The following is a 22,468-nucleotide window of genomic DNA, read 5'->3' on the forward strand; positions in this document are numbered from 1 at the left end:
TTGTTCCTTAGCAATAATTCAAAGGCCCCTGTTTCTCTACCCTCCTTTCATATATCCATATCCCTGTGAACTTGAATATATGTCTATACAAATTATATATCTTTATCTTCATAATAGTATGAATATTGCTGCTGTCAAGAGAAATTTTCCTTTTATTTGTAGAAGTGAATTTCCCAATGGTTGTGATGAAGCTTAAATGGCATGAAATCAGTGCTTTTTCCAGTGCTTCCCTCGCTGAAATGAATGACAGAAAAAAGCCATGACTTGGTGGAATCTATCTCCAAATCATGGCGTATATCCTCTGAGCTATTCTCTTAAGTTATTGCCGATTGGGGCTGACTACTTGGACTATTTCTTTCACTATAGCTTCAGGATGATTAAAATGCATGCTATGACTCGTACCCTGAATTACCTTCATGCGGCTGTTTGCCGACCAAGCGAGCAGCTTTTTTTGGGTCTCATCCCATCCTCGTACTCCCTTGATGCTTTTTTCCGAAGACAAGAGCACAAAGGGTATATCCCCGATGGGCCCATTTGATTCAACAATGGCCGCGTTTCGATTCAGTTGTTTTAGCTCCTGAATACTATTGTCATTAAACCAATTGCTATAAAATTTTGCCTTAGCTTTATTCCTCATGTCTTTAGGAAAGTACGTCATTGTGCTGATGCCTAAACTAGTCGCTGCATTTCCTAAAATCCTGATCAACCCGAGTCTTGTGACAAGCCTTGTTCCATGAATAACTGCTTTTAAAGCAGTGGAAAATTTAACTGTACGGTAATATTCGGGGCTGCCACCGTCCACTAATACCACGCCGGCGACCAAGCCTGGATAGGTTTGGGCAAAATGAAGAATCTCCAATGAGCCCATAGAATGCCCCACTAAAACATAAGGTGGCGTTTCACCGCTTTTTTCGAGGAGCAGAAAAAGCTCCTTAGTCATTTGTTCGATGGTTCTGGGGGTGGTTGATTTTTCGCTCCACCCATAGCCCGGTCTTTCATAAACAACTGCTCTGGTATAGTGGGAAAGACCTTCCAGGACTCTGTAATAATCTACTACAGCCGATGGCGAACCCAAACCCACAGTCATCACCACGGTTGGGTTTCCTTCCCCTTGGGCATAGATATGCATTTTATGGCCTTCAACCTCGATCATTTGACCATCAGGCTGATATTTTTTACTCTCATACTTAACCGAAATCAGCTGGTAAACAAAGCCTGCCCATAGCAAACAAAGCACTGTTACGATAGTCATCGTACTCCTCCTTTTTACACTCAGAAATAACGCGATGTTCCGTTATCGCTCTGAGGAAAGGAAGATCACTGAACTTTTGCCTGCCGATTAAAGCCTGAACTTCAAGCAAAAATCCCAATACCCGCCAGGATATTTGGGAAGACAATTGATAATGATTAGAAACGCGGAACAAGTTATTGACCAAAGTCCTGTACCGAACCAGGGGTTCCAGAGGACATAAAGCGAACAGATCTAGATTAGCAAGAGTACAAAGAAGTAATCTTATTTCTGCAGAAAGAATATGGCCTGTGAAGAAGGAAAAAGAGTCTATTACTCTATACCTCCATGGCGCACAAGCAAGTAAAATGAATAGGCAGAAACAGATTCCCAAATCGGCCACTTTGCTTTCCTCCCTGGAATAAGATCGCTTAATCCTAGTAATTCCAGATTTTCTTAGCTATTCCTCCAACTTGTCAAGATATTTTCAATATATTTAAAGCAAAGAAATTTAAAACAAAGAAAAGGGCCGCACTAAGCAGCCCCTTTACTGTATCGGTTCCAATATGTGACTTTTAGCTGAATTTAATTTCAACTGAATTTAATAGACTCTCTTGGCCCCTACATAGGCATTTTTCCAATAGGGTGTAAAGCCATAAGTAATGACACCTTTACCAGATGTTGCACTGATAAATTGTCCGTCTCCCATATAGATCCCCACATGGCTTACCACACTGCCTGAATTGAAATTAAAGAATACCAAATCCCCTGGTATCAGGGAGTTAAAGCTTACAGAGGTTCCGATTTGGTATTGCTGATTGCTGGTGCGTGGAAGAGTAATCCCGTTTTTCTCAAACACATATTGAGTAAATCCGGAACAATCAAAACCTGAGGGTGTCGTTCCTCCCCAGAGGTAAGGAACACCTGTGTAATTCTTGGCCGTGGACAAAATAGCTTGAGTTTTTTGGGAAGGATTCGCTGTACTCTTAGACTCCAGTGCTGTAGTCTTGGAGCCCAGCGCTTTGGTCAAGGCCTGTTGAGTCTGGGGACCGACGATTCCGTCCACTTGGATGCGGGAAGCCGTTTGGAATTTTTGCACCGCTGTTTTTGTCTTGGCACCAAAGATGCCGTCAATGGGGCCCACCTCATAGCCGAGAGTTTGCAAGTTTGATTGCAATGTCGATACAGCTGAACCTCTTGAGCCAACTTTAAGCAATGGAGTAGCGGCATGAGTCGTTTGAGTGCTTACCAGAATCATCACAAGCATGACGCTGAGCAGAAACACAATTTTCTTCTTCAAAAAAATACTCCTCTCCTCGTTGATTAAGGTAGCCTGTCCTTAAGTATAGGGAGGGACGACTTAAAGGTAAATGCAAAGTTGTTTCATATTTTGGATAGATTTTCTTAAATTAGTGGCGGTTTCCAATTTTTATAATTGAATAAAAATAGTACTATAGCAGGGCAATATAAAAAGCGGGTTTGCAATGCAATACACCGCGAACCCGTCTAAACCCCTGGTTTTCCCTTTTCTTTATTTTCTTAGCAATTGTATTTTAATAATGCTTGGAAATTTATCTCCCTATGATATTCTCTGGAGTATTATCTCCAGCCAATTGTTTGGAGAATTTAAAATGAAAATTGTGCATACCTTGTCGTATATAAAAACGATGCGTATCTTGGCGCAGTTGATTACAGGCAACCTCGATTTGATAACAGCCGTTTTCTCTTGCAATCCGGCAACTGTGGGCAAACATTTTCTTTCCTATGCCTTTGTTTCTATATAAAGGGGCAATTGCAAATTCAAGGATTTCCGCTATTCTCTCCCCATGATGCAACTGTTCCTCAAAACGTATATTTAGCAAGCCAATCACCATACCGTCCTGCTCGCAGACAAGGCAATAATAGCGGCAATCATTTATCTGATCCCTATAAATTGTTTCAAATCTGTCATATGAAAGCTCTTTGTTTTCCATATCGCAAATTAATAAGTAGGCGGCTTTGCAATCATCTAAAGTACTTTTTCTATACATTGTAATACCTATAGCCCTACACCAAAGATACCCCTGCCGCAAGCAGGGCATTTCCCATTGTGGAGAAGGTTCCGGATTTCATAGTTCTCCCGCAGAATCACCTTCTGCCCGCATTGAGGGCAAAAAGTGGTCCCTCCCCCAGCGATATTGCCCAGATAGACATACTCCACTTCTTCTCTGGCCAATTCCCAAAGCTTCCTGAGCTTCTGTGGGTCCGTGGGCGGGGTGTTGAGTTGATAAGCCGGGAAAAACCGGCTCAAATGCCAGGCCAGAGGGGTATCGAGCTGGCGCAGCCAGCGCCCTAATTCCCGAATCTCCCGGGGATCATCATTGGCATCAGGTATAACTAAGGTCGTGATCTCCAGATGAACGCGGCCGGCCAGGCGCTCCACCGTGTCCAGAACCCAGGACAGCCTGCCGCCGCAGAACTTTTGGTAGAATTCTTCTGTAAAGGCCTTAATGTCGATATTGACAGCATCAAGGAAAGGAATCAGCTCTTCAATATACCGGGAAGCGATGGTGCCGTTGCTGACCAGAACCACCTTGCCGCCATTTTGCCGGACCAGGGGGGCTGTGTCCCGGATCATTTCAAACCAAGTGGCCGGTTCTGAATAGGTAAAGCATAACCCCAGAGAGCCCCGGGCTTGCCTGGCCAGCTCCTCCGGTGTAACCCTCAATCCCTTTTGGCGGGATTGGGAGATTTCATAGTTTTGACAGAAGGTGCAATTAAGGTTGCAGCCGAAGCCGCCCACGGAGAAGATCCGGCTTCCCGGATAAAAATGAAACAAAGGCTTCTTCTCGATGGGATCAAGATGCCAGGATGCCGCTTCCCCGTAATTAAGGGGTTCCACACCATTCCCTTGATTCCCCCGTACATGGCAGCGCCCGGTTTGTCCTGAACGAAGCCGGCAATGCTGAGGGCAAAGCAGGCAGCTTGCAGTTTTTTCTTCCATGGACGACCGATACCTCCAGATCATTACTCAAAATAGCGGACGACCTCAAACCGCCACATTTCCACGGGTTCATTCAGACCTAAGCCGGCCTTATGTTTAGCTATGGTCACCTGCTCCTGGGCTGTGTTGACCCCTTCCAAGTGGGGAAGCAGCAGTCCTGTTCTTCCCCGGCTGCGCACAACCACGCCATAACGCCAGGGATCAAGTTCTTCCAGGCCGCTGATTTTTTCCATCTCCCCCAAGACATCCACCGTAATCGTCAGGGCGGGCAATTCCTCCGCCTCCACCGGCCAAAAGCGGGGATCATCTTTGCCGGCAGCCAGAGCGTTATGCTCAATTTCCTGAGCGAGATTTTCCCGGTAAGGGGCAGTGGTGCCAATACAGCCGCGCAGCTCCCCTTCTTTATGGAGAGTTACAAAACAGGGCCGCCGCAGCTTCAGCAAGGGAACATCGGGAGGGGTGAGTCCTTGAGTCGTGCCTGTTTTCAGATAGGCTGCCAGGCATTGTCTGGCCCATTGGGGTAAAGGAGAGGATTGGTAGAGTTCGGCGACGAGATAACCCACCCCAAAGGTTCCTTCATAGGAAAAGACCTTGGGCATCCCTTGCTGCACAGCCAAGGCCAGGCGCAGACTCCGCCAGCCGCATTCCCCCGCTTCCTCGGTCAGGTCTTGGGGAATCTCTTTGATGGCAGAGGGATCTCTGGATAATCCTTCAAAAATCTGCCGGTCAAATTCCGGCCCTGAAGGATGAAGGCCATAGGGACCATCTTCCTTTAAGCGATGGGAGAGATCGCCGCTGGCCACCAAGGCCATGGGTTCGGAATAGTCTTGGAGAACACTGCGGATGATGTTGCCATAGCCTTCAGGGTCCGCCAGGGGCATACTCATAACCACCAGCTTGCCCTCCCAGCCTGCTTCCCGCAGAAAATACAGGGGGACCAGGGTACCATGATCCAGCCTTCCTGAATAGAGCACCCCTCCAGGCAGTTCTTTGGCTAACCTTCCGGCCAGAGGCTGATGATTGGCAAAAGCCAGCTTGACCTGGGGCACCCCAAACTGGGCAAAATCCCCCTTGAGGATCTCATCCTGAAGAAGGGCCACCCCCTCCCGCAACAAGGGAGCATGAGGGGAAATAAGCAGAACGGTATCGATCCGGGCTGCCGCTAAATTCCCGGCCAGAGCTCGGTAGGCTGCCAGGGTAGCCGGGCATTTTCCTTCCTCCCCCCGTCCGATCTCGGGCACCAGGATGGGCGGATGAGGGACAAAGATTGAATACACCAAAGGCATAAGATCACCTATCCTTTTACAATAAGCTCACTTAGTTCAGCATCGAGCCGGTCGAGGCGTTTCCTCTCCTGAGTTTTTAGTTCATGGAGCTTGGTCATAATGCTTTGCACCTGGTTTTTGACATTCTCGACACTGGCTTGAGATTCATTGATCCTAGTTTGCATAAACCAGTCGGCAATGATTCCATCAAAGAAAAAGTCGGCAAATTTAATGAACCCTTCTGTTTTCAGACTTAGCTCTGTGCCAATGTGGATATCTGTCAGCTCCGTTTTAAACTGACGCAAAAGACTTTGGGTTTTTTCGATGTTCTCTTGGGCTGAATTGATATGGGAGTGCTTGGCCAGGCCGGAGATCATTCCGCCGCCGAGCAGGTCCCAGGTTCCCCACCCTTCGGCGCTGGAAAGATTGCGGAGAGCCTGGTTAAGACTATCCAGAACTTGACCGCCCACTTCTATGGCTTCATCGATTTCCTTAAGATTAATCCGCCTGCGGTTCTTCTCATCGGTAAGGGCCAGGATTTCCTGAGCCATTGCTCCCTGCTCCTCCAGGAGTATTTGCTGCTTTTGGGCATAGAGATCCCGATACTCCGCAGGGCTGTCAACATAGTTCAGCCGCTCGGAAGTGAGCTTGGCTATGCCTAAACGAATCTCCTCCCTATCTTTTAAAGCTTGCTCATATTTGAGTCTGGCGGCAAGGGCTTCACTCCGCTCCTTCTCGATCCGCTCCTCTAAATTCCCCATCACGGCATGGAAAAAAGCGGCCAGACCTTTGTTTTCCAGCTTTTCGACATCCATAGTCTCCTGAGCCAGAATTCTTTTCAGTTCTTTTTCGTGGGTGTCGAGCTCTTGAAGTTCCCCTCTCAGTTCCTTAAGCATAGCATCAATCTTCTGCAGGCGGGCTGAACCTTGCTGGGCTTGGGCCAGCCTTGCGTTGAGATCCTGATTCATTGTATCACTCTCCAGTCTTTTTAAAGGTCATGTTGAAAGCTTCTGCTTTCTTCATTCAACATATCCCCGGAACATCCTCCCCTCTCAGACTATTTTTTATTTGTATAGACGGAAAACGTCTATAAGCCCTATGCAAATGATTATATTTCTCCGCAAAAATGGCTTAAATACAGGTTTATCCGCAAAATCACCTGCCGGGTAACATCTCAAACTCTCTACTAATTTTTAAAATGGTGCCCACAGTTAATCGTAGAAATAAATACTCAACTATGTTAAGATAAGATAACTTTAGAATGGCTATAATACCTGATCACCGTAAGAAAATTAAATCTAGCGAGGTATGGGCAGATGGATATAAATGACAATTTTTGGGTAGCGATCGATAAAATGGTGAGCGAATCAAAAATTGTAATAGACAGACCAAAAGGAACGGTTCACCCCAGGTTTTCTAATTTTATTTACAAAGTAGATTATGGTTATTTAGATAACACCGCCTCAATGGATGGTGGAGGTATTGATGTGTGGGTAGGTACAGACAAAAGAAAGCAAACTGATGCAATTATGTGTATTGTTGACCTAATGAAGCGTGATTCGGAGATAAAAATTTTAATTGGCTGTACAGAGGATGAAAAAGAAATCGTTTATCAGACACATAATGAAACCGAATATATGAAAGGAATTCTCATACGTAGGTTGTGAGGATGCTTTCCCCAAGGTCATACCCGATAAACCAACGGTAGGCCATGTTCACTTCAATGTCTTTGATGGTCTGGCGCATGCTTCGAATCCCATACAGATGCTGTATAAAAACGATTTTAAACAGGGAGACCGGGTCGATCCCGGGTTTTCCCCACTCAAGTTCTGAATAGAGTCCTTTAACTTCATCATAGATGAAGTCAAAGTTAATCGATTGATCAATCAGCCTCAGAAGATGATCGTGTGGGACTAATTCTTCGATACAAATGATCTTCATCTGACGTTGTGCCTCTCTGTCTTTTTTCACATACATCCAAAACACCCCTATCCCTATAGCATTATTATACCATGGGGATAGGGGTGTTTCTGCTTTTGTCTACAGTCTGTGGGGCCGTCTTACGACAGCCCCGTTTATTTCCCTGTTAATTTATAGGATAATTTTCATACCTGCATGATTAGGTTTGTATTCAAATTCAATTTTTGAGTTCCATCACCTTGAGATTCTTCATCTGAAAGCACCCATAGCCATGTTTTTGAAACTTCTGCCGAACAGTTTAGCTATATTTAGCAATAATCCGGTTCATCATATCCATCATGAGAGCTTCTGACAGATGACCCCCTGTGTCATGAGCAATCATCTCGGCATTTTTGAGATATGTCATTGTTTTTTCAGCTGTCGCAAACGGAACCTCCTGGTCGTCGCGGCAATGGAACAGCAAGACCGGCTGACTGACATCGCAAGCAGCCATGCCCATGCAGCCGCCGATCATAGAATCTCTTATGTATGGTATCTTCTTGTGTTCTCAGACAACTGCGAGAGGTAGGTTTCTTGAAGCTGGGAGGCTATTTCCTCTAATGAACCTTTCGCATGTATCAATTTTCAAATGTTCTAAAAGCGGCTCGATTATTTCTGGCCACCGAGCAATATTTTCCATAAGGAAAAAGTCTGATTTACCATAGCCTGGGCGGGCAATGAGGATATACCGGACAGGCAGCTCCTTTAGTTTCTATTTTTCTGCCGTCTGAAAGTACAAACACTTCGCTCATTAAACCACTCCTATCGTAAGTTTATTTTAGACACTTAAAATACACCATCGCCGCATCATTGCAGACATTTATGGAGGAGTAATAACGCGACAGCTCCGACCGCAATTCTTCCAAAGTATAAAAAGGCGGTGCAAACCAGCCTTTTCGGGCTAACACTTGTTTTACGATCAAGTCGGTGCGCCTGTTTTCACCCTTTATATAAAAACATCCGCAGAACATACCGCCGTTTTTTAGAACACGCGATGTTTCTTTGAAGGCTTTATCCTTGTTTGGGAAGGCGTGGAAGCCGTTCATGGATAAAACTGCATCGAAAGAGGCGTTTTCAAAAGGAAGGCAGGTGCAGGAGCCTATGAGCGTCAGGCGGGAACGAAGCTCCAAACCATTGTAAGATAAAATAAGTTAGCTATTGCTAACTTATTTTATCATGGAATCCACCCGCTATCAAATCTATTTTAGCGATAATCAAACTATCTACACCGCAAACGATACAAGAACGGCACAATAACCGGTTGACCGCACTATTGATTTTCAACCCTCCTTTGCACCGAAACCTTGTCTTGTTTCGTTTCCAGGCAATAAAAAACAGGCATAAATCAGCGTGAAACCCTTGTAGATAAAGGATTCTTGCTGATTTATGCCTATTCTATCTCAATCATAGGACATGCACGATATAATCATTGATGATCACATTGACCAACCCTGCCCCGCTCTTGACTCTGGACTCCCTCTTCAGGGATTGGGCTTCGACGCCGGTCACTGTCCCGCCGGCCTGGATGATGTGCAGGAGCTTATCCTCCTTAGGCCCAACCTGGATCAGGGAGACCAGGTTGCCGGTCTTTTCAGCATCGATTTTGGCAATGGCGATGCCCCGGCCGGCCCGGCCCTGAGGCTTGTATTCCTCAAGGGAAGTTCGTTTAACATAACCCTGTTCGGTAACGGTGATCAGATCTCCGGTCTCCCCGTCTGCCCCGGGTTGAATCAGGAGGGCATCCACCACATAATCCCCTTCGTTCAAGGTCATTCCTTTAACCCCCCGGGATTTCCGGCCCATGGGGTTAACTTCAGCCTCGGCAAAGCGGATGGCCTGTCCCTGCAGGCTGGCTAGGAACAGCTCTCCTTCGCCTGCGCTGAGGAAGACCTTAACGATTTCATCCTGTTCCTTTAAGCCCATGGCCTCGGCAGTTCTGGCATTAAGGAAATCCTTGACCGGACTTCTCATGACCTGCCCGTCCTTGGTGACAAAGACAAAATACTGCCCTTCTTTCTCTTCTCTCAAGGAAACCATGGCCACGATGCGCTCCTCTTCAGGCAAGGGGAACAGGTTGTTGACGGCTCTGCCCTTCTCCTTGGCTCCCGCTTCAGCAACTAATTTGGCCTTGGCATCATAGTATTTGCCGCTGTGGGTGAAGAAATAGAGAGTATCCTTTGATGTGCAGGATACATGTTCCAAGAGTACATCTCCGTCCTTAAAGGCAAAAGCAATGGCATTGATCTGGCTTCTCCGGGTTGGGGTCGGAATCTGCTTGATGAAGCCCTTCCTGGTCAACAAGACTTCCATGGGTTTTTCCGGTTCTTCAAAGGCGCTGTAATCCACTTCATCTCCCACATCCTCGGGAAGAATCAGGGTGCGGCGCTCATCACCGTATTGATCAGCGATCTGTTTAAGCTCATTTTTGATGATGGTATAGACTTTGTTAATATCAGCCAAAATGCTCTCCAGTTCAGCGATCAGTTTCAGAATCTCTGCATATTCCTTGCGGATACCATCCAGCTCAAGATTGGTCAGATGCTGAAGCTTCATATCCAGGATGGCCTGAGCCTGAACTTCAGAGAACTCAAACCGGGTGATCAAGCCGGCCTTGGCCAGGGCCGGGGTTTTACTGGAACGGATGATCTGCAGGACTTCATCCAGATTATTGATAGCGATGACCAAGCCTTCCAGGATATGTGCCCGGGCTTTGGCTTTGGCCAGTTCATATTCTGTTCTGCGCAGGACGACTTCCCGGCGATGCTGAAGATAGGAGTGGTTAATCTCCTTTAATCCCAATACCCGGGGTGTTCCTTCTTCGCTGATCACCAGGTTGATGATGCCAAAGGTTTCCTGGAGCTGGGTATATTTATAGAGGAGCTTCAAGATCCGTTTGGGATCGGCATCCTTTTTGCACTCCACCACCAGGCGGATCCCTTCCCGGTCCGATTCATCCCGTACTTCACTGATCCCTTCGATCTTGCCGTTTTCCGATTGCGCTTCGATCTTGGCGGCCAGGGTGGATTTGGAAACTTGAAAAGGAATCTCGGTAATCACGATCAGGCTTTTGCCGTTTTTCCCGGACTCGATGATGGCTTTGCCCCGCATCGTCACTTTGCCCCGGCCGCTCCGGTAAGCCTCGGTAAAGCCCTGGGAACCGATAATCAGTCCTCCGGTGGGAAAATCAGGTCCTTTCACCTTTTCCATCAACTGTTCTAAAGTGACATGGGGATTATCGATCTGGAGGATCAGGGCTGCTACCACCTCCCGCAGGTTATGGGGAGGGATATTGCTGGCCATGCCCACAGCGATTCCCGAGCCGCCGTTCACTAGGAGATTCGGGAAGGGGCTGGGCAGGACAATGGGCTCTTTTTCACGCTGATCATAATTAGGCTTGAAGGGAATGACGTCTTTCTCGATATCCTGGGTCATCAGTTGGGAGAGATGAGTCATGCGCATCTCCGTATAACGCATGGCCGCGGCCCCATCTCCGTCGATAGAGCCAAAATTCCCCTGCCCGTCAATTAAAGGATAGCGGGTAGCCCAAGGCTGGGCCATGCGCACCGCAGCATCATAGATGGAGGAATCCCCATGGGGGTGATATTTTCCCATGCAGTCCCCCACCAGGCGGGCGGATTTGCTGTAGGGTTTATCAGGAGTCATGCCCAATTCATCCATGGCGTAAATAATCCGCCGGTGCACCGGTTTGAGGCCGTCCCGGACATCGGGAACAGCCCGCTGCAGGATGACATGTTTGGAATAGCCTAAATAACTCTCCGGCAGCACCTCTTCCAAGGAGCGCTGGGTTATATTTTCTTCAGGAATACTCATTCTTTCACCTCAAGTTGAATTTGCATATCGAGTTGTATTTACATATCGTCTTCAGTAAAGACAATGTTTTCCATTAAGAACTCCCGGCGGGGGTCCACTTGTTCACCCATCAGGATCTTTAATTTCCGCTCCGCCTCCAGAGCATCATCAATGGTCACCTGGATCATGCGGCGGTTGACCGGATTTAAAGTGGTCTCCCAGAGCTGCTCCGGATTCATTTCCCCCAGCCCTTTGTACCGTTGGAGCTTGGCGCTTTTGCCCAATTCCTTTAAGGCATCCTTCAGCTCCGCCTCGTCATAGGCGTAGCGGACGACTTTGCCTTTTTCCTTCTCCACCTTATACAAAGGTGCTTGGGCGATATAGACTTTCCCGCCTAAAATAAGGGGTTTCATATAGCGGTAAAAGAAGGTCAGCAGCAGACAGCGAATATGAGCTCCGTCGATATCGGCATCGGTCATGATGCAGACCCGGGCATAGTTGGACTTATCCACCTCAAATTCTTTACCGATCCCGGCCCCGATGGCTGTGATCATGCTGCGGATCTCTTCATTTTCCAGAACTTTATCCATCTTGGCCCGATAGGTATTGATCACCTTGCCTCTTAAGGGCAGAATCGCCTGGAAGCGCCGATCCCTGCCGCTTTTGGCCGAACCTCCCGCACTGTCCCCCTCCACAAGAAAGAGCTCATTGCGGTTGCGATCTTTTTCACTGCAGGCGGCCAGCTTGCCGCTGAGAGCCTTGACTTCAGCGTCCCGGGCTTTCTTCTTCAACTCTTTGGCTCTTTTCGCCGCCAGACGCTCCAGACAAGTGGTCAAAGCCCGGTTGATAGCATCCTTGGCCACAGCTGGGTTCTGCTCAAAGAAGGTGCTGATGCCCTCGTTGGTCAGGGATTGGACAACGCCCTCCACCTCGGTATTGGAAAGCTTGGTTTTGGTTTGGCCTTCGAACTGGGGTTCCCGGACTTTTACGGAAAGAACACAGGTTAAACCGTCTTTAAGATCATCCCCAATCAGGCTTTCCTCCTTTTTGAAGATGTTGTTTTTCTTGCCATAGGCATTGAACACTTTGGTCAGAGCCGTGCGGAATCCCGACTCGTGGGTTCCCCCTTCATCGGTGGGGATGTTGTTGACATAAGAGCGCAGATGTTCATCTTCCCCATCAGTGTATTGGATAGCACATTCAACGATGACCTCATCCTTTTCCCCTTTAAAGAAGATGGGTTTCTTATGTACGGGGTTGTAATCGGATTCTTTATTAAGGTGTTCCACAAAGCCGATGACACCGTTCTTGGACTGAAAGGTTTCACTGCGGGTCTCTTTGCGCTGGTCGGTTAAGACAATCGTCAGGCCGGGATTGAGAAAGGCAAGCTCCATCAGCCGGCTGCGCAGGGTATCAAACTTAAAGGAGGTGGTTTCTTTAAAAATCAAGGGGTCCGGCTTAAAGGTGACTTTCGTCCCGCTGCCCTTAATCCCCTTTTTAATCACTTTAAGATCGGATTTCAGCTTTCCTCCGTCTTCATATTCAAGGCGGAAGATCTTGCCCTCCCGGCTGACTTCCACGACTAAAAAAGTGGACAGAGCATTGACAACACTGGCCCCGACGCCATGGAGGCCCCCGGAAGTTTTATAGGATTGCCCGTCAAACTTTCCTCCGGCATGGAGCTGTTCAAAGGCCAGCCGTACCGCCGGAATCTGCTTCACAGGATGGATGTCGATGGGAACTCCCCGGCCATTATCCAGAACAGTCAGAGAGCCGTCAGGATTAAGGGTGACTTCGATGCGGGTGCAAAAGCCGGCCCCCGCTTCATCGATAGCGTTATCGATGATTTCCCAGGCACAATGGTGCAGCCCCTTGCTCCCTGTAGAACCAATATACATACCCGGACGTTTGCGCACGGCTTCCAAACCTTCCAGGACCTGAATCGACTCAGCATTATATTTTAAATCCATGGACAAAATACTTCCTCCCTTTCGTCACATCAGCAAAATAAACAACTTCATTATACTATCATAAACGGCTGAGCAAATGAATATGGCAAGCTTTACTATTTTTCTCTCTTTCGCTAATCACTAAACATTTTCCTCTTCTCAACATAAAAAAATAGCCCGCGGTACTAGACTGGCGGGCTATTTTTCCTATTCAGAAAGCGATTGACATCAAACTTTTTTGGGCCGTTTCATAATTTCAATCAGTTTGGCGATGCCCCAGGCGATCACTGCATAGACAATCATCGCTACCAGGGTGGCCGGCTCCAAAACGGCCTGAGTCTCAACCCCCCGGGCGGAAGCGGTGCGGAAAATTCCCAGAAAAGGACTCATCAACAGATTGGTCAAAGAATAGATTGCTGAGACAAAGCCGCTGACCGGATTTGCTCCCAGCAGTTTAAAGATCAGGCGGAAAGCCAAGAGTACTTCAATCACGCCCAGAATGTAATAAACGACTCGCTGCCAGGATCGTATCTCTTCACTATGGTCCATATAGTTTCACTCTCCAATATTTAATCTCAATTAGTATGTGAGATCAGCGAACCCTTTTATGTATAGGAGTGGTCCTTTTTTCCTATTTTACATATTTCGCTCTAAACCAGGCAAATATTATGGTATAATCGACGTAAAAGCACATGAGAAAGGATGAAACGGTGAAAAAAGTAATTTTTACTCTAATTACTTCGCTTACCTTGGTGGTAAGTGCTTCTATAAGTGTGTGGGCCAGCCCCCTGGCTTATCCCATCGAGCGGTTGTCCGGCCAGGATCGGGTGGGCACCGCCTTGAGCATCTCGGAAAAGGGCTGGACCTCCGCCGATACAGTGATTCTCTGCGAGTATGCCGACTTTCCGGATTCTATCGCCTCCACTCCCTTTGCTGTAAGCCTCGATGCTCCCATCCTGCTTACTCAAGGCACGGCTTTGGATCCAAGAGTGGTGGATGAGATTAAACGCCTCCAGCCCGGCCGGGTGGTTCTCCTGGGGGGAACGGGAGTGCTTAAACCCACGATTGAAGAGGAGCTGGGGAAATTTGATTTCCCTATCGTTGTGGAACGGATCGGTGGTCAAAACCGTTACGAAACCTCTGTCCTCCTTGCCCAAAAGGTTCCCAATGATGTCGTCATTCTGGCCAATGGGGATACTTTCCCTGACGCCTTATCAGCGGCCAGCTTTGCCGGGATAAAACAAATTCCCATCGTTCTCACTTCGAAAAAGATGCCGGAATCCGTTCTGAACTATCTTAATGAAACCCAGCCCAGCCAGATTATTGTCATCGGCGGCGAGGGTGCCATCCCTTCGGAAGGCCTTACGGATCATGGTTTTGCCATAGAAACCCGTCTCGGTGGTCAGGACCGTTATGAGACCAACGCCGCCGTCGTTTCTTTTGTGCAGGATGCCTATGAAACCGATGATCTTTTCTTAGCATCAGGCATTACCTTCCCCGATGCGGTAGCGGGAACCGTTCTGGCCGCCAAATATAAAGCTCCCCTTTTGTTGACCGAAAAGGAAGATATTCCGACCTCCATCTATACATACATGCGGGAACATATGAAAGTGGAGCCTCCCCGTCCAAGTCCGGGACCTTCAGGAACTCCGGGAACTCCGACGACCCGGCCCAAGCAGGCCGAAATCACTCCCGCCGGCGGATTGAACCTGCGTGAAAGTCCCTCCTCCTCCGGAGCAAAGCTGGCGACTATCCCTCAAGGGACACTCATCACCCTGCTTGAGGAACAAGCAGGGTGGTATAAGACCACCTTTGCTGACCAGACCGGTTGGGTTGCCGCCGAGTATTTAACCCTTGTCGATCCATCCGGCTCAGATAACCAGCCTGACAAGCCTGCTGAACCGAAAACGCGCCAGGGGGTTATTACGGCAGCCAATGGCTTGAACCTGAGGGATAATCCTTCCTCCAGCGGAGAAAAATTAGTGACGATCCCTAAAGATGCTACTATTCAGATTCTCGCTGAACAAAGCGGCTGGTACCAAACCACTTACGAGACCAAGACGGGCTGGATTTCCGCTGAATATGTCTCTTTAATCCCATCTGAGGCATCAGATCCTCCTCCCGCCTCTCCGCCTGCCCCCAAAAAAGGCAAAAGCACAGCTGCCAATGGCCTGAATCTTAGAGCCACCCCCGCCGCCACCGGAGAAAAAATAACGACAGTTCCTGGGGGCACTCTTTTTGAAATAATTGAAGAGGAAAACGGCTGGTATAAAATAAGCTTTGACTCCCATACCGGCTGGGTATCCGGCGAATATGTGGAGATTGTGGAAAATACTGATGAAGATAAAGCAGATGATGCCAAGGCTGATGAACCTGCTGTCAACCCTAATCCTCCCAGTGAAGAGACTCTTCCCGAGATAACCATAGATTTGAGCGTCAATGGTACAGTCTATATCCTCGGGGGCTCCGGAGTGATTAGCTCAACGGCTCAGTCCATTATTGAAGGGAAAGCATTCTCTAAATACAAGGAAAATCTGCGGGATTTCCCGCCCCTGCCTGCGGAGATCAAGAAAGAGGAACCTCCGGAGGAAGAGGAGCCTGATGACCCGGAAGAGCCCGCTCCCCCTGTCGACACCGAATATGATCCTTCTCGGGAAGTTCCGGTGGACCCTTTTATCGATATTCCCGAGTACGCCTTAGCCGGAAAAGTGATTATGCTCGACCCTGGCCATGGTGGACCGGATCCCGGAGCTTCGGGGCCGTCCAAAACCCACGAGAAAGACAACACCTTACCCATCGCCCTTGCCTTAAAAGATATCCTGACTCAAGCGGGTGCGGAAGTTCTGATGACCCGTGAGGATGACAGTTCACCCTGCACGGCCTCCAAATATACAGAACTTGAGGATCTCAAGGCTCGTGTGGCTCTGGCCAATTCCTGCAATGCGGATCTTTTTATCAGTATCCATAATGATGCATTCACTAACCCTGCAGTCAATGGCACGACGGTTTTCTACTCAGCAGCTAACCCAAAGAATGTGGAAAGTTTGCATCTGGCCGGCAGTATCCGCACCTCGGTGATTGACATTATTAAAACCACAGACCGAGGGGTTAAACCAGGCAATCTTTACGTTTTAAACAATACTAAGATTCCGGCGATTCTTCTGGAAATTGCCTTTATATCCAATCCCTATGAAGAGGCCCGGCTGCAGAATCCAACTTTCCGCGAAAATGTGGCGGCCGGCATCTTCAGAGGAATCTATGCTTATTTCACGACCCCTATACCCAAGGATTAAATGAGGTAATCATCAGCCACCTATCAACTGAAAAGAAGCATGCTCAAGCCGGCATGCTTCTTTTTATTTCCCTCAGTATAGTCGCAAACTACGCTTATTTTTCTTGCTATAAGCCCTTTTGGGTCTAACCTATAAGTCCTTTCTATAGATCCGATCAATCTTCAATTTTTAACTTTTAGTTCTATAATACTGCTTTATTCGCAAAAACAGCACAAGCCTACCTTAAAGCTGCCTGAATTTCCGGGCCTAGACTCCAGGAATAATCACAAAATAGCTGTCGAAACATTAATCTTTCTACAAAATCTGCAGAATGATTGTCGATACAATTATATTGACTCTCAGCGAAGAATCCATACAATGAAAAGTGAAAGCGGTAACTTTCTCTTTAATGGTATGACTGCTTAGCCATATGATAAGGGGGGCTGAGTATGGGGCCATAGATAGTTTCTTGGCGATAAAAACTGAATAAAAGAAGATGGAGGCGGGTTCCTTATGGCATGGACTCAAAATTATACTGCTCTTGGGGATAATTTATTTCTGACAGCCCTTGTCGTTGCTATCCCAATATTCTTCCTCTTCTGGGCATTGGCCATCAAGAAGATGAAAGGCCATATAGCCGGTGTATTGACTCTTCTCATTGCCTTTGTGGATGTAGTGCTCCTTTATGGCATGCCCGTCAGTGTAGCTTTCTCTGCTGCAGTTCTTGGTATTATGAATGGTTTATTCCCGATCGGCTGGATTATTGTTACGGCTGTATTCTTTTATAACCTTACTGTTGAGGCGGGCGCCTTTGATGTGATCAAAGGGTCAATCGCCTCCCTATCCAGTGACCGGCGTCTGCAGGCCCTGCTGATCGCCTTTTCCTTCTCTGCTTTCATGGAAGGGGCGGCCGGTCAAGGCGCTCCTGTCGCTGTGGCTGCCGCCATACTTATCGGCTTGGGCTTTCCTGCTTTACCGGCCGCTGTCATCTGCTTAGTAGCCAATGTTCCTCCTGTACCTTTTGGTCCGGTGGGGACGCCTACGATCACAATGGGTAGGGTTACCGCTATGAGCGATGGGGTACTGGCTCATGGCTTAGCGATCAATATGTCCTTATTCTGCATTATTATTCCCATCGCCATGCTCCTTGTCCTATGCGGTTGGAAAGCGACCAAGGAAGTCATCCCGGCCGCCCTGGTCAGTGGCTTGAGCTTCGCCATCCCCTTTTACTTCCTGGCCAAATTTAATGGTCCTATGCTGCCCAGCGTCGTGGGCTCGGTGGTTTCCATCGTCGCCACAGGACTTTTTATCAGAGTTTGGAAACCCAAAACCTTATGGCGTTTTGAAAATGATCCGGAAGTTCCCAAAGTGGTTAAAAACCAATACTCCGGCGGACAAATCTTCAAAGCCTGGTCGCCTTACCTGGTTCTCATGGTTTTAATGGGAATCTGGGGAACCCCCCAATTTAAAAGCTTTGTCGCCAATGATCTGCAATGGTTCATCAATATTAAAGAATGGCCCGGCCTGCATGGTTTTGTTATGCAAGCCGCTCCCATCGTTACAGAACCTACCATCTATGCCGCCAGCTATAAATGGGATATTTTCGGCTATGCCGGAACAGCTATGCTCATCTCGGCAGTCATTACCCTATTTATTCTGGGAATATCTCCTGCCACCGCGGTAAAAGTTTTCGGGAAAACCATGAAACAATTAGCTTTTTCCTTAATCACGATTATGTCCGTTCTTGGTCTTGCCTGGTTAGCCAATTATTCCGGAATGTCCTTTACCCTTGGTTTAGCCTTTGCCTCTACGGGTATGCTTTTCCCCTTCTTCTCTCCGGTTCTCGGGTGGCTTGGCGTATTCCTCACCGGCTCCGTTACTTCCTCAGGTGCCTTGTTTGGTATGCTGCAGAAAGTTACCGCTACTCAGCTGGGCATGAACCCTGTTCTGACTGTAACAGCGAACTTGTTAGGGGGTTCCATGGGCAAACTTATCTCGCCGCAATCCATTGCCATTGCTTGTGCCGCCACAGGATTGATTGGCAAAGAAAATGAGATTTTCCGTAAAACGGCTAAGTATTCCGTTTATCTCCTGCTTATCGTGATGGTGCTCATCTTCCTGGAAGCCTATCTTACCCCTGGACTGATGCCCATAATCCCCAGCAGCGGCGGCTGATTGCTTTTCCACCATGGATTAGCGTAAAGAACTGCCCTTCCGGCTTAATTGCCCGGAAGGGCAGTTTCCCTCACTGGCCAAGATCTGCCCAATGTTCATAGGCCTCATAAAGCAGCTGGAGGCCGCTGGATTTATCCTGGGCTTCGATAGCTCCCTTTAAGCGGGCAATGCTTACAGTGAAGTCATTGATCTCGTTGCGCTCCGCACTGAACTGGACCCGCTTAACGACTTTATCCCAATCCCGGGCCAGACCATCCCAATGATTCAGGGCAGAATCCCAATTTTCTTTTTGAACTTCTTGAATCATCTCCTCGAGCTTGGCCGGTACCCCCTCTTCATTGCCCAAAGGATGTTTTAAAAAATTTCCGCTTTGCATGAGGAGCACAAAGAACACAATCGTAACAATTGGAATACTGATCACTAAGAATTTTCTCATGGTTTTCTCTCCTTAGTAAGGTCCTTTATAATCCCCTATATCCACAGGATTTTGCAGGCGATCCTTATAGAGATCAATGTAAAGGCTCCCGGCGGGATTAAGAGAGGCAAAAAACACCTCGGACACATCCTTTATCCCCTGCTTCTGCAACTCTTTTTGCAGCCACTTTTTGTCTTTTTTAAACTGTCTTAAATTTTGTTCCACAATCATGCCATCATAGATAAGTTCGGAGCTAATCCCCGAGGAGGACGCTTTAATGTTCATATCCTTAGGTGTTAAAGGCAGGTTCTCCGGTTTTTGCAGCACGGAGAGCTGACCATTGGGTTCGAGGATGGCAAAATCCACTTGACTGACATCGAAGATCCCTTTGTTGCGGAGCAAACCCATGAGCTCGGAGATACGATAGTTGTTTTTCCGCAAGGCGTCATCCATAATCTTACCGCTCATCACGACAATAACCGGTTCCCCTTCCAAAAATTTAGCGGCATAACGCCATTTGATCGTGATCTTTTCCATGACATAGCCCAGAGCGGCCCATGTGATCAAGGCCACCCAATGGGGCCAGGCCCTGCTGGATAGATCGGTGGCCAACGAGGCGGCCATGGAACCAATGGTAATCCCCAGCACATAATCAAAGAAGGTCAATTGACTAATTTGGGATTTGCCGATAATTCTTGCAAAAATAAGCAGCGAGAAAAAACCGATCAGGGAACGGACAATAACGACTAAACCTTCACTCATTTCTTCACCCTCGTCTAAGATCATTAGTTACCCTTATTATCCATCATTAGGACTGTTTTATCCCCTGATTGTTGATCCCCTTAAAGAAAAAAACGTCCTTCCCCCCATGTTCAGGTGAGTGAAAGAACGATTTTGGCTGGATGGCAGCCTATCTATTTATTTAGGTAAAAGCCTGTGCCCGTAATCAGAAAATATGACTTAGGGGCATGATGATAATGCCGGCAAAGGTTGCGAATAAGGCCAAACGGGGATGGCCATATTGCCGGGAAGATGGGATCAGCTCTTCAATAGCAATATAAATCATAATTCCGGCCACGATAGCAAAAATTGCCCCCAGGTTAAAGCTGTTGATAAAGGGCCGCAGCACCAAAAAAGCCAGCAAAGCACCGAAAGGCTCCGCCATTCCCGACAGAAAGGTGTATTTAAACGCATCTTTCTTTTTCCCTGTAGCATAATATAGGGGCATAGCCACCGTGATTCCTTCAGGTATATTATGCATACTGATAGCGACGGCTATGGAGATGCCCATGGTTAAGTCTTCATAACCGGCGCTGAAGGTAGCTATTCCCTCGGGGAAATTATGAAACATAATCGCCAGCATGGAAACAAAACCTACCCGGTATAAATTCTGATGAGGCTTATCCTTTTCATTAGGGCTGGGCTCTTCGTGGGGGACAAAGTGGTCGATGCCCAAAGCAAAGAGAATTCCGCCTAATAAGAAGACTACGGAAAGCAGCAGGCCCATTTTATGCCCCATGTATGAAATCAAGGACGCCTGGCTCTGAGTCCATAAATCCAAAAAAGAGACGGAAAGCATCACCCCGGCGGCAAAGCCCAGAGAAGCTGACAAGATTTTTTCATTTTTTGACTTAGTGACAAAGATAATTAAAGCCCCTAATAAGGTAGCCATCCCGGCGATGAAGGATAGTAAAAGTGCAATCAAGGCGCGTTCGTCAAACATTGTTATTCTCCTATACTATTGACACTAAAATTTTCTCAATTCCTCCTCATTATAAAGATTATTATATCATCAGTATTCAAAACTTTCTACGACGAAACCTAGGTAGCCGGATTATAGAAAAAAGCTGCCCTTCCATGGTTCATACTCCATGAAGGACAGCCAGCCTTATAGTTACTCTGATAATAACCGTTTCTCCCCGGTAATGTCTTGAATTTCCTTGATATCCTGGGAAATTTCCATGATCCCCAGATATTCACCCTCGGCATTGCGCACGGCATAGTAGCGAATCAGGACATATTTGTCTCCCATTTTGATCCAGAAGTCTTCATGATCCTTCTTACCGGACTGAAGCTCTTCCACCACTTTTTCCACCACATGGACGCTGGCGGGGGGATGGCAGTTTTCTACCCTGCGTCCCAGGACGGTTTTAGCACGGGCGAAAATTCTCTCTTTGCCTTGGGTGAAGTATTTTACCGTGCCGTCCCGGCCAACGAAGGTTATATCCAGGGGCAGAGTGTTCATAATGGCATTGATCTCCTCCGGAAGCAATTTTCCGGCGTCAAACTCCACATAGCCATCCTGAGTGTTCCGATCATTTTGTTTATCATCATTCCCCTGGCCCTGGGCACTTTTGGGTTTCCACACTTTCTGCGGCTCGTCGATCAGGCAATAGCCAATCTCACTGCTGGCCTCGGCGATGGAAACCCATTCATCCTCGGAGAAGGTATCCAATACCATGGGGAAAAGAATGTTTTCCTCTTTAAAGATCATCTCAGGAACCCGGGTTACGGCTTCTTTAGCCTTGGCGAGAATTTCCTCTTGACGGGGGGGTTCACTGCTCAAGAGTTTACGGGTCTCTTTGATGACGGCCCGGATCTCATCATCCACTCCCCACATGACTTTAGGAGGCGCTGTGATTCCGTGTTGCTCCATGATGGGGAAAAGCAGATTTTCCTTGCGGCTATAATGTTTGTCGATTTCCCACAAACTCCGGAAAGCTGTGATCAATGTTGCCAAGGCATCGCTGTCGCCGCTGGTCTCATACCGTTCTAATTCGGGGGTAACGACGTTTTTTAGCAAAGCCTCCAAAGCCTGATTTTCCAGTTGGAAGGTATGGACCGGATGTCCGTTTTGCTCCTCCCCCTGATCTGGGGTATGAATCTGCTGGACAGAGGTCCCCAGCACGGCGGCGTGGACATCGCAGAGACGCTGGATTTCCTCCACCGGCATTCCCTCCTGAATGAGGGCTTGTTCCATCTGGGAGATTTCTGTAGCGGCAAGGCCTTCAACCAGCTTGCCAAAGCGCTCCTTTACTTCTTCCACGGGCTGACCGTTGTGCAATTCCCTAATGAGTTCTTTTAAGACCTTTTGGCGGTGTTCCCGATTATTGATTAATTCACTCATACGCTCACTCCTATTCAATAATTTCATAGCCTTTTTGGGCAAAAGTTTCTTTTATATGGGCCAAGCTGATCTTTTTCATGGCCGCTCCCTTAGGTATGGTCATAAAACGTCCGGCTGTATTAAGCATGCCTGGATTGGTGATTTCCTTAAAGCCTAATTCTTTCATAATCGTCACCGCTTCCGGGTCTGCGGAGCATATCTCATAAACAGTTTTCGATAAATCAATGGTTTTCATAGCATCACCCTCCTCCAAGACCATCATAAGGTGTTGTCCGGATTCGATCT

The 22,468-nt window shown here is 47.7% G+C and carries 19 protein-coding genes and 1 pseudogene; 3 read left to right on the forward strand and 17 right to left on the reverse strand.

The window, feature by feature from the left end; translation table 11 throughout:
* Window positions 1–319: 319 nt before the first annotated feature.
* The 6 genes from DESLBE_RS03280 to DESLBE_RS03305 form a co-directional block, all read right to left on the reverse strand.
* Complete coding sequence (locus DESLBE_RS03280; RefSeq protein ID WP_018307408.1) at window positions 320–1,252, reverse strand: alpha/beta hydrolase; 933 nt, start codon at window positions 1,250–1,252, stop codon at window positions 320–322.
* Between the two features lie 577 nt (window positions 1,253–1,829).
* Window positions 1,830–2,528 (reverse strand): NlpC/P60 family protein, encoded by a 699-nt coding sequence (locus tag DESLBE_RS03285; protein WP_005811530.1) that lies wholly within the window; start codon window positions 2,526–2,528, stop codon window positions 1,830–1,832.
* Window positions 2,529–2,799: 271 nt separating this feature from the next.
* Window positions 2,800–3,258: a GNAT family N-acetyltransferase gene (locus DESLBE_RS03290; RefSeq protein ID WP_005811528.1), complete on the reverse strand. Its 459-nt coding sequence runs from the start codon at window positions 3,256–3,258 to the stop codon at window positions 2,800–2,802.
* 8 nt (window positions 3,259–3,266) lie between these two features.
* On the reverse strand, window positions 3,267–4,235 hold the full coding sequence (gene amrS / locus DESLBE_RS03295) for an AmmeMemoRadiSam system radical SAM enzyme (RefSeq protein WP_144675112.1): 969 nt from the start codon (window positions 4,233–4,235) through the stop codon (window positions 3,267–3,269).
* The gene (gene amrA, locus DESLBE_RS03300; protein WP_144675114.1) at window positions 4,235–5,497 is read right to left on the reverse strand and encodes an AmmeMemoRadiSam system protein A; all 1,263 of its coding nucleotides are present in this window, start codon (window positions 5,495–5,497) and stop codon (window positions 4,235–4,237) included. Before amrA ends, amrS begins: the two co-directional genes overlap by 1 nt.
* 8 nt (window positions 5,498–5,505) lie before the next feature.
* The gene (locus DESLBE_RS03305) at window positions 5,506–6,444 is read right to left on the reverse strand and encodes a hypothetical protein (RefSeq protein ID WP_144675116.1); all 939 of its coding nucleotides are present in this window, start codon (window positions 6,442–6,444) and stop codon (window positions 5,506–5,508) included.
* A gap of 348 nt (window positions 6,445–6,792) precedes the next feature.
* Between DESLBE_RS03305 and DESLBE_RS03310 the strand changes: the two genes are divergently transcribed.
* On the forward strand, window positions 6,793–7,143 hold the full coding sequence (locus tag DESLBE_RS03310; protein ID WP_144675118.1) for an inorganic pyrophosphatase: 351 nt from the start codon (window positions 6,793–6,795) through the stop codon (window positions 7,141–7,143).
* A gap of 19 nt (window positions 7,144–7,162) precedes the next feature.
* On the opposite strand, the pseudogene DESLBE_RS03315 reads toward DESLBE_RS03310, so the two are convergent.
* The 6 genes and pseudogenes from DESLBE_RS03315 to DESLBE_RS03340 all read right to left on the reverse strand — a co-directional run.
* A pseudogene (locus DESLBE_RS03315) lies at window positions 7,163–7,453 on the reverse strand (transposase); the annotation flags it as partial.
* 241 nt (window positions 7,454–7,694) lie between these two features.
* Window positions 7,695–7,910 (reverse strand): alpha/beta hydrolase, encoded by a 216-nt coding sequence (locus tag DESLBE_RS03320; RefSeq protein ID WP_243131222.1) that lies wholly within the window; start codon window positions 7,908–7,910, stop codon window positions 7,695–7,697.
* 298 nt (window positions 7,911–8,208) lie between these two features.
* The gene (locus DESLBE_RS03325) at window positions 8,209–8,565 is read right to left on the reverse strand and encodes a class I SAM-dependent methyltransferase (RefSeq protein WP_282433876.1); all 357 of its coding nucleotides are present in this window, start codon (window positions 8,563–8,565) and stop codon (window positions 8,209–8,211) included.
* 274 nt (window positions 8,566–8,839) lie between these two features.
* Entirely contained in the window at window positions 8,840–11,266 is a 2,427-nt protein-coding gene (gyrA, locus tag DESLBE_RS03330; protein WP_144675122.1) for a DNA gyrase subunit A, read from the reverse strand.
* Between the two features lie 38 nt (window positions 11,267–11,304).
* Window positions 11,305–13,221 carry a DNA topoisomerase subunit B gene (locus tag DESLBE_RS03335; protein ID WP_144675124.1) on the reverse strand — a complete coding sequence of 639 codons (1,917 nt, stop codon included), beginning with the start codon at window positions 13,219–13,221 and terminating at the stop codon, window positions 11,305–11,307.
* A 201-nt stretch (window positions 13,222–13,422) separates the two neighbouring features.
* A complete protein-coding gene (locus tag DESLBE_RS03340) occupies window positions 13,423–13,743 on the reverse strand; it encodes a YggT family protein (protein ID WP_005811508.1) in 321 nt (106 codons plus the stop codon).
* 161 nt (window positions 13,744–13,904) lie between these two features.
* Here DESLBE_RS03340 and DESLBE_RS03345 point away from each other — a divergent pair, with 161 nt between their 5' ends.
* The gene (locus DESLBE_RS03345; protein WP_144675126.1) at window positions 13,905–16,487 is read left to right on the forward strand and encodes a cell wall-binding repeat-containing protein; all 2,583 of its coding nucleotides are present in this window, start codon (window positions 13,905–13,907) and stop codon (window positions 16,485–16,487) included.
* A 492-nt stretch (window positions 16,488–16,979) separates the two neighbouring features.
* Window positions 16,980–18,641 (forward strand): L-lactate permease, encoded by a 1,662-nt coding sequence (locus DESLBE_RS03350; RefSeq protein ID WP_144675128.1) that lies wholly within the window; start codon window positions 16,980–16,982, stop codon window positions 18,639–18,641.
* Between the two features lie 70 nt (window positions 18,642–18,711).
* Here DESLBE_RS03350 and DESLBE_RS03360 read toward each other — a convergent pair whose 3' ends face one another.
* The 5 genes from DESLBE_RS03360 to DESLBE_RS03380 all read right to left on the reverse strand — a co-directional run bounded on the left by DESLBE_RS03360 (window position 18,712) and on the right by DESLBE_RS03380 (window position 22,418).
* Window positions 18,712–19,077: a DUF4363 family protein gene (locus tag DESLBE_RS03360; protein WP_058491347.1), complete on the reverse strand. Its 366-nt coding sequence runs from the start codon at window positions 19,075–19,077 to the stop codon at window positions 18,712–18,714.
* A gap of 12 nt (window positions 19,078–19,089) precedes the next feature.
* On the reverse strand, window positions 19,090–19,818 hold the full coding sequence (locus DESLBE_RS03365; RefSeq protein ID WP_011459753.1) for a DUF421 domain-containing protein: 729 nt from the start codon (window positions 19,816–19,818) through the stop codon (window positions 19,090–19,092).
* 184 nt (window positions 19,819–20,002) lie between these two features.
* Window positions 20,003–20,779 carry a zinc transporter ZupT gene (gene zupT / locus DESLBE_RS03370; protein ID WP_005811500.1) on the reverse strand — a complete coding sequence of 259 codons (777 nt, stop codon included), beginning with the start codon at window positions 20,777–20,779 and terminating at the stop codon, window positions 20,003–20,005.
* A gap of 171 nt (window positions 20,780–20,950) precedes the next feature.
* Window positions 20,951–22,183: a DUF438 domain-containing protein gene (locus DESLBE_RS03375; RefSeq protein WP_144675130.1), complete on the reverse strand. Its 1,233-nt coding sequence runs from the start codon at window positions 22,181–22,183 to the stop codon at window positions 20,951–20,953.
* 10 nt (window positions 22,184–22,193) lie between these two features.
* On the reverse strand, window positions 22,194–22,418 hold the full coding sequence (locus tag DESLBE_RS03380; RefSeq protein ID WP_015944153.1) for a DUF1858 domain-containing protein: 225 nt from the start codon (window positions 22,416–22,418) through the stop codon (window positions 22,194–22,196).
* Window positions 22,419–22,468 lie beyond the last annotated feature (50 nt).

Source organism: Desulfitobacterium sp. LBE (genome assembly GCF_007830365.1).
Classification (GTDB): Bacteria; Bacillota; Desulfitobacteriia; order Desulfitobacteriales; family Desulfitobacteriaceae; genus Desulfitobacterium; species Desulfitobacterium hafniense.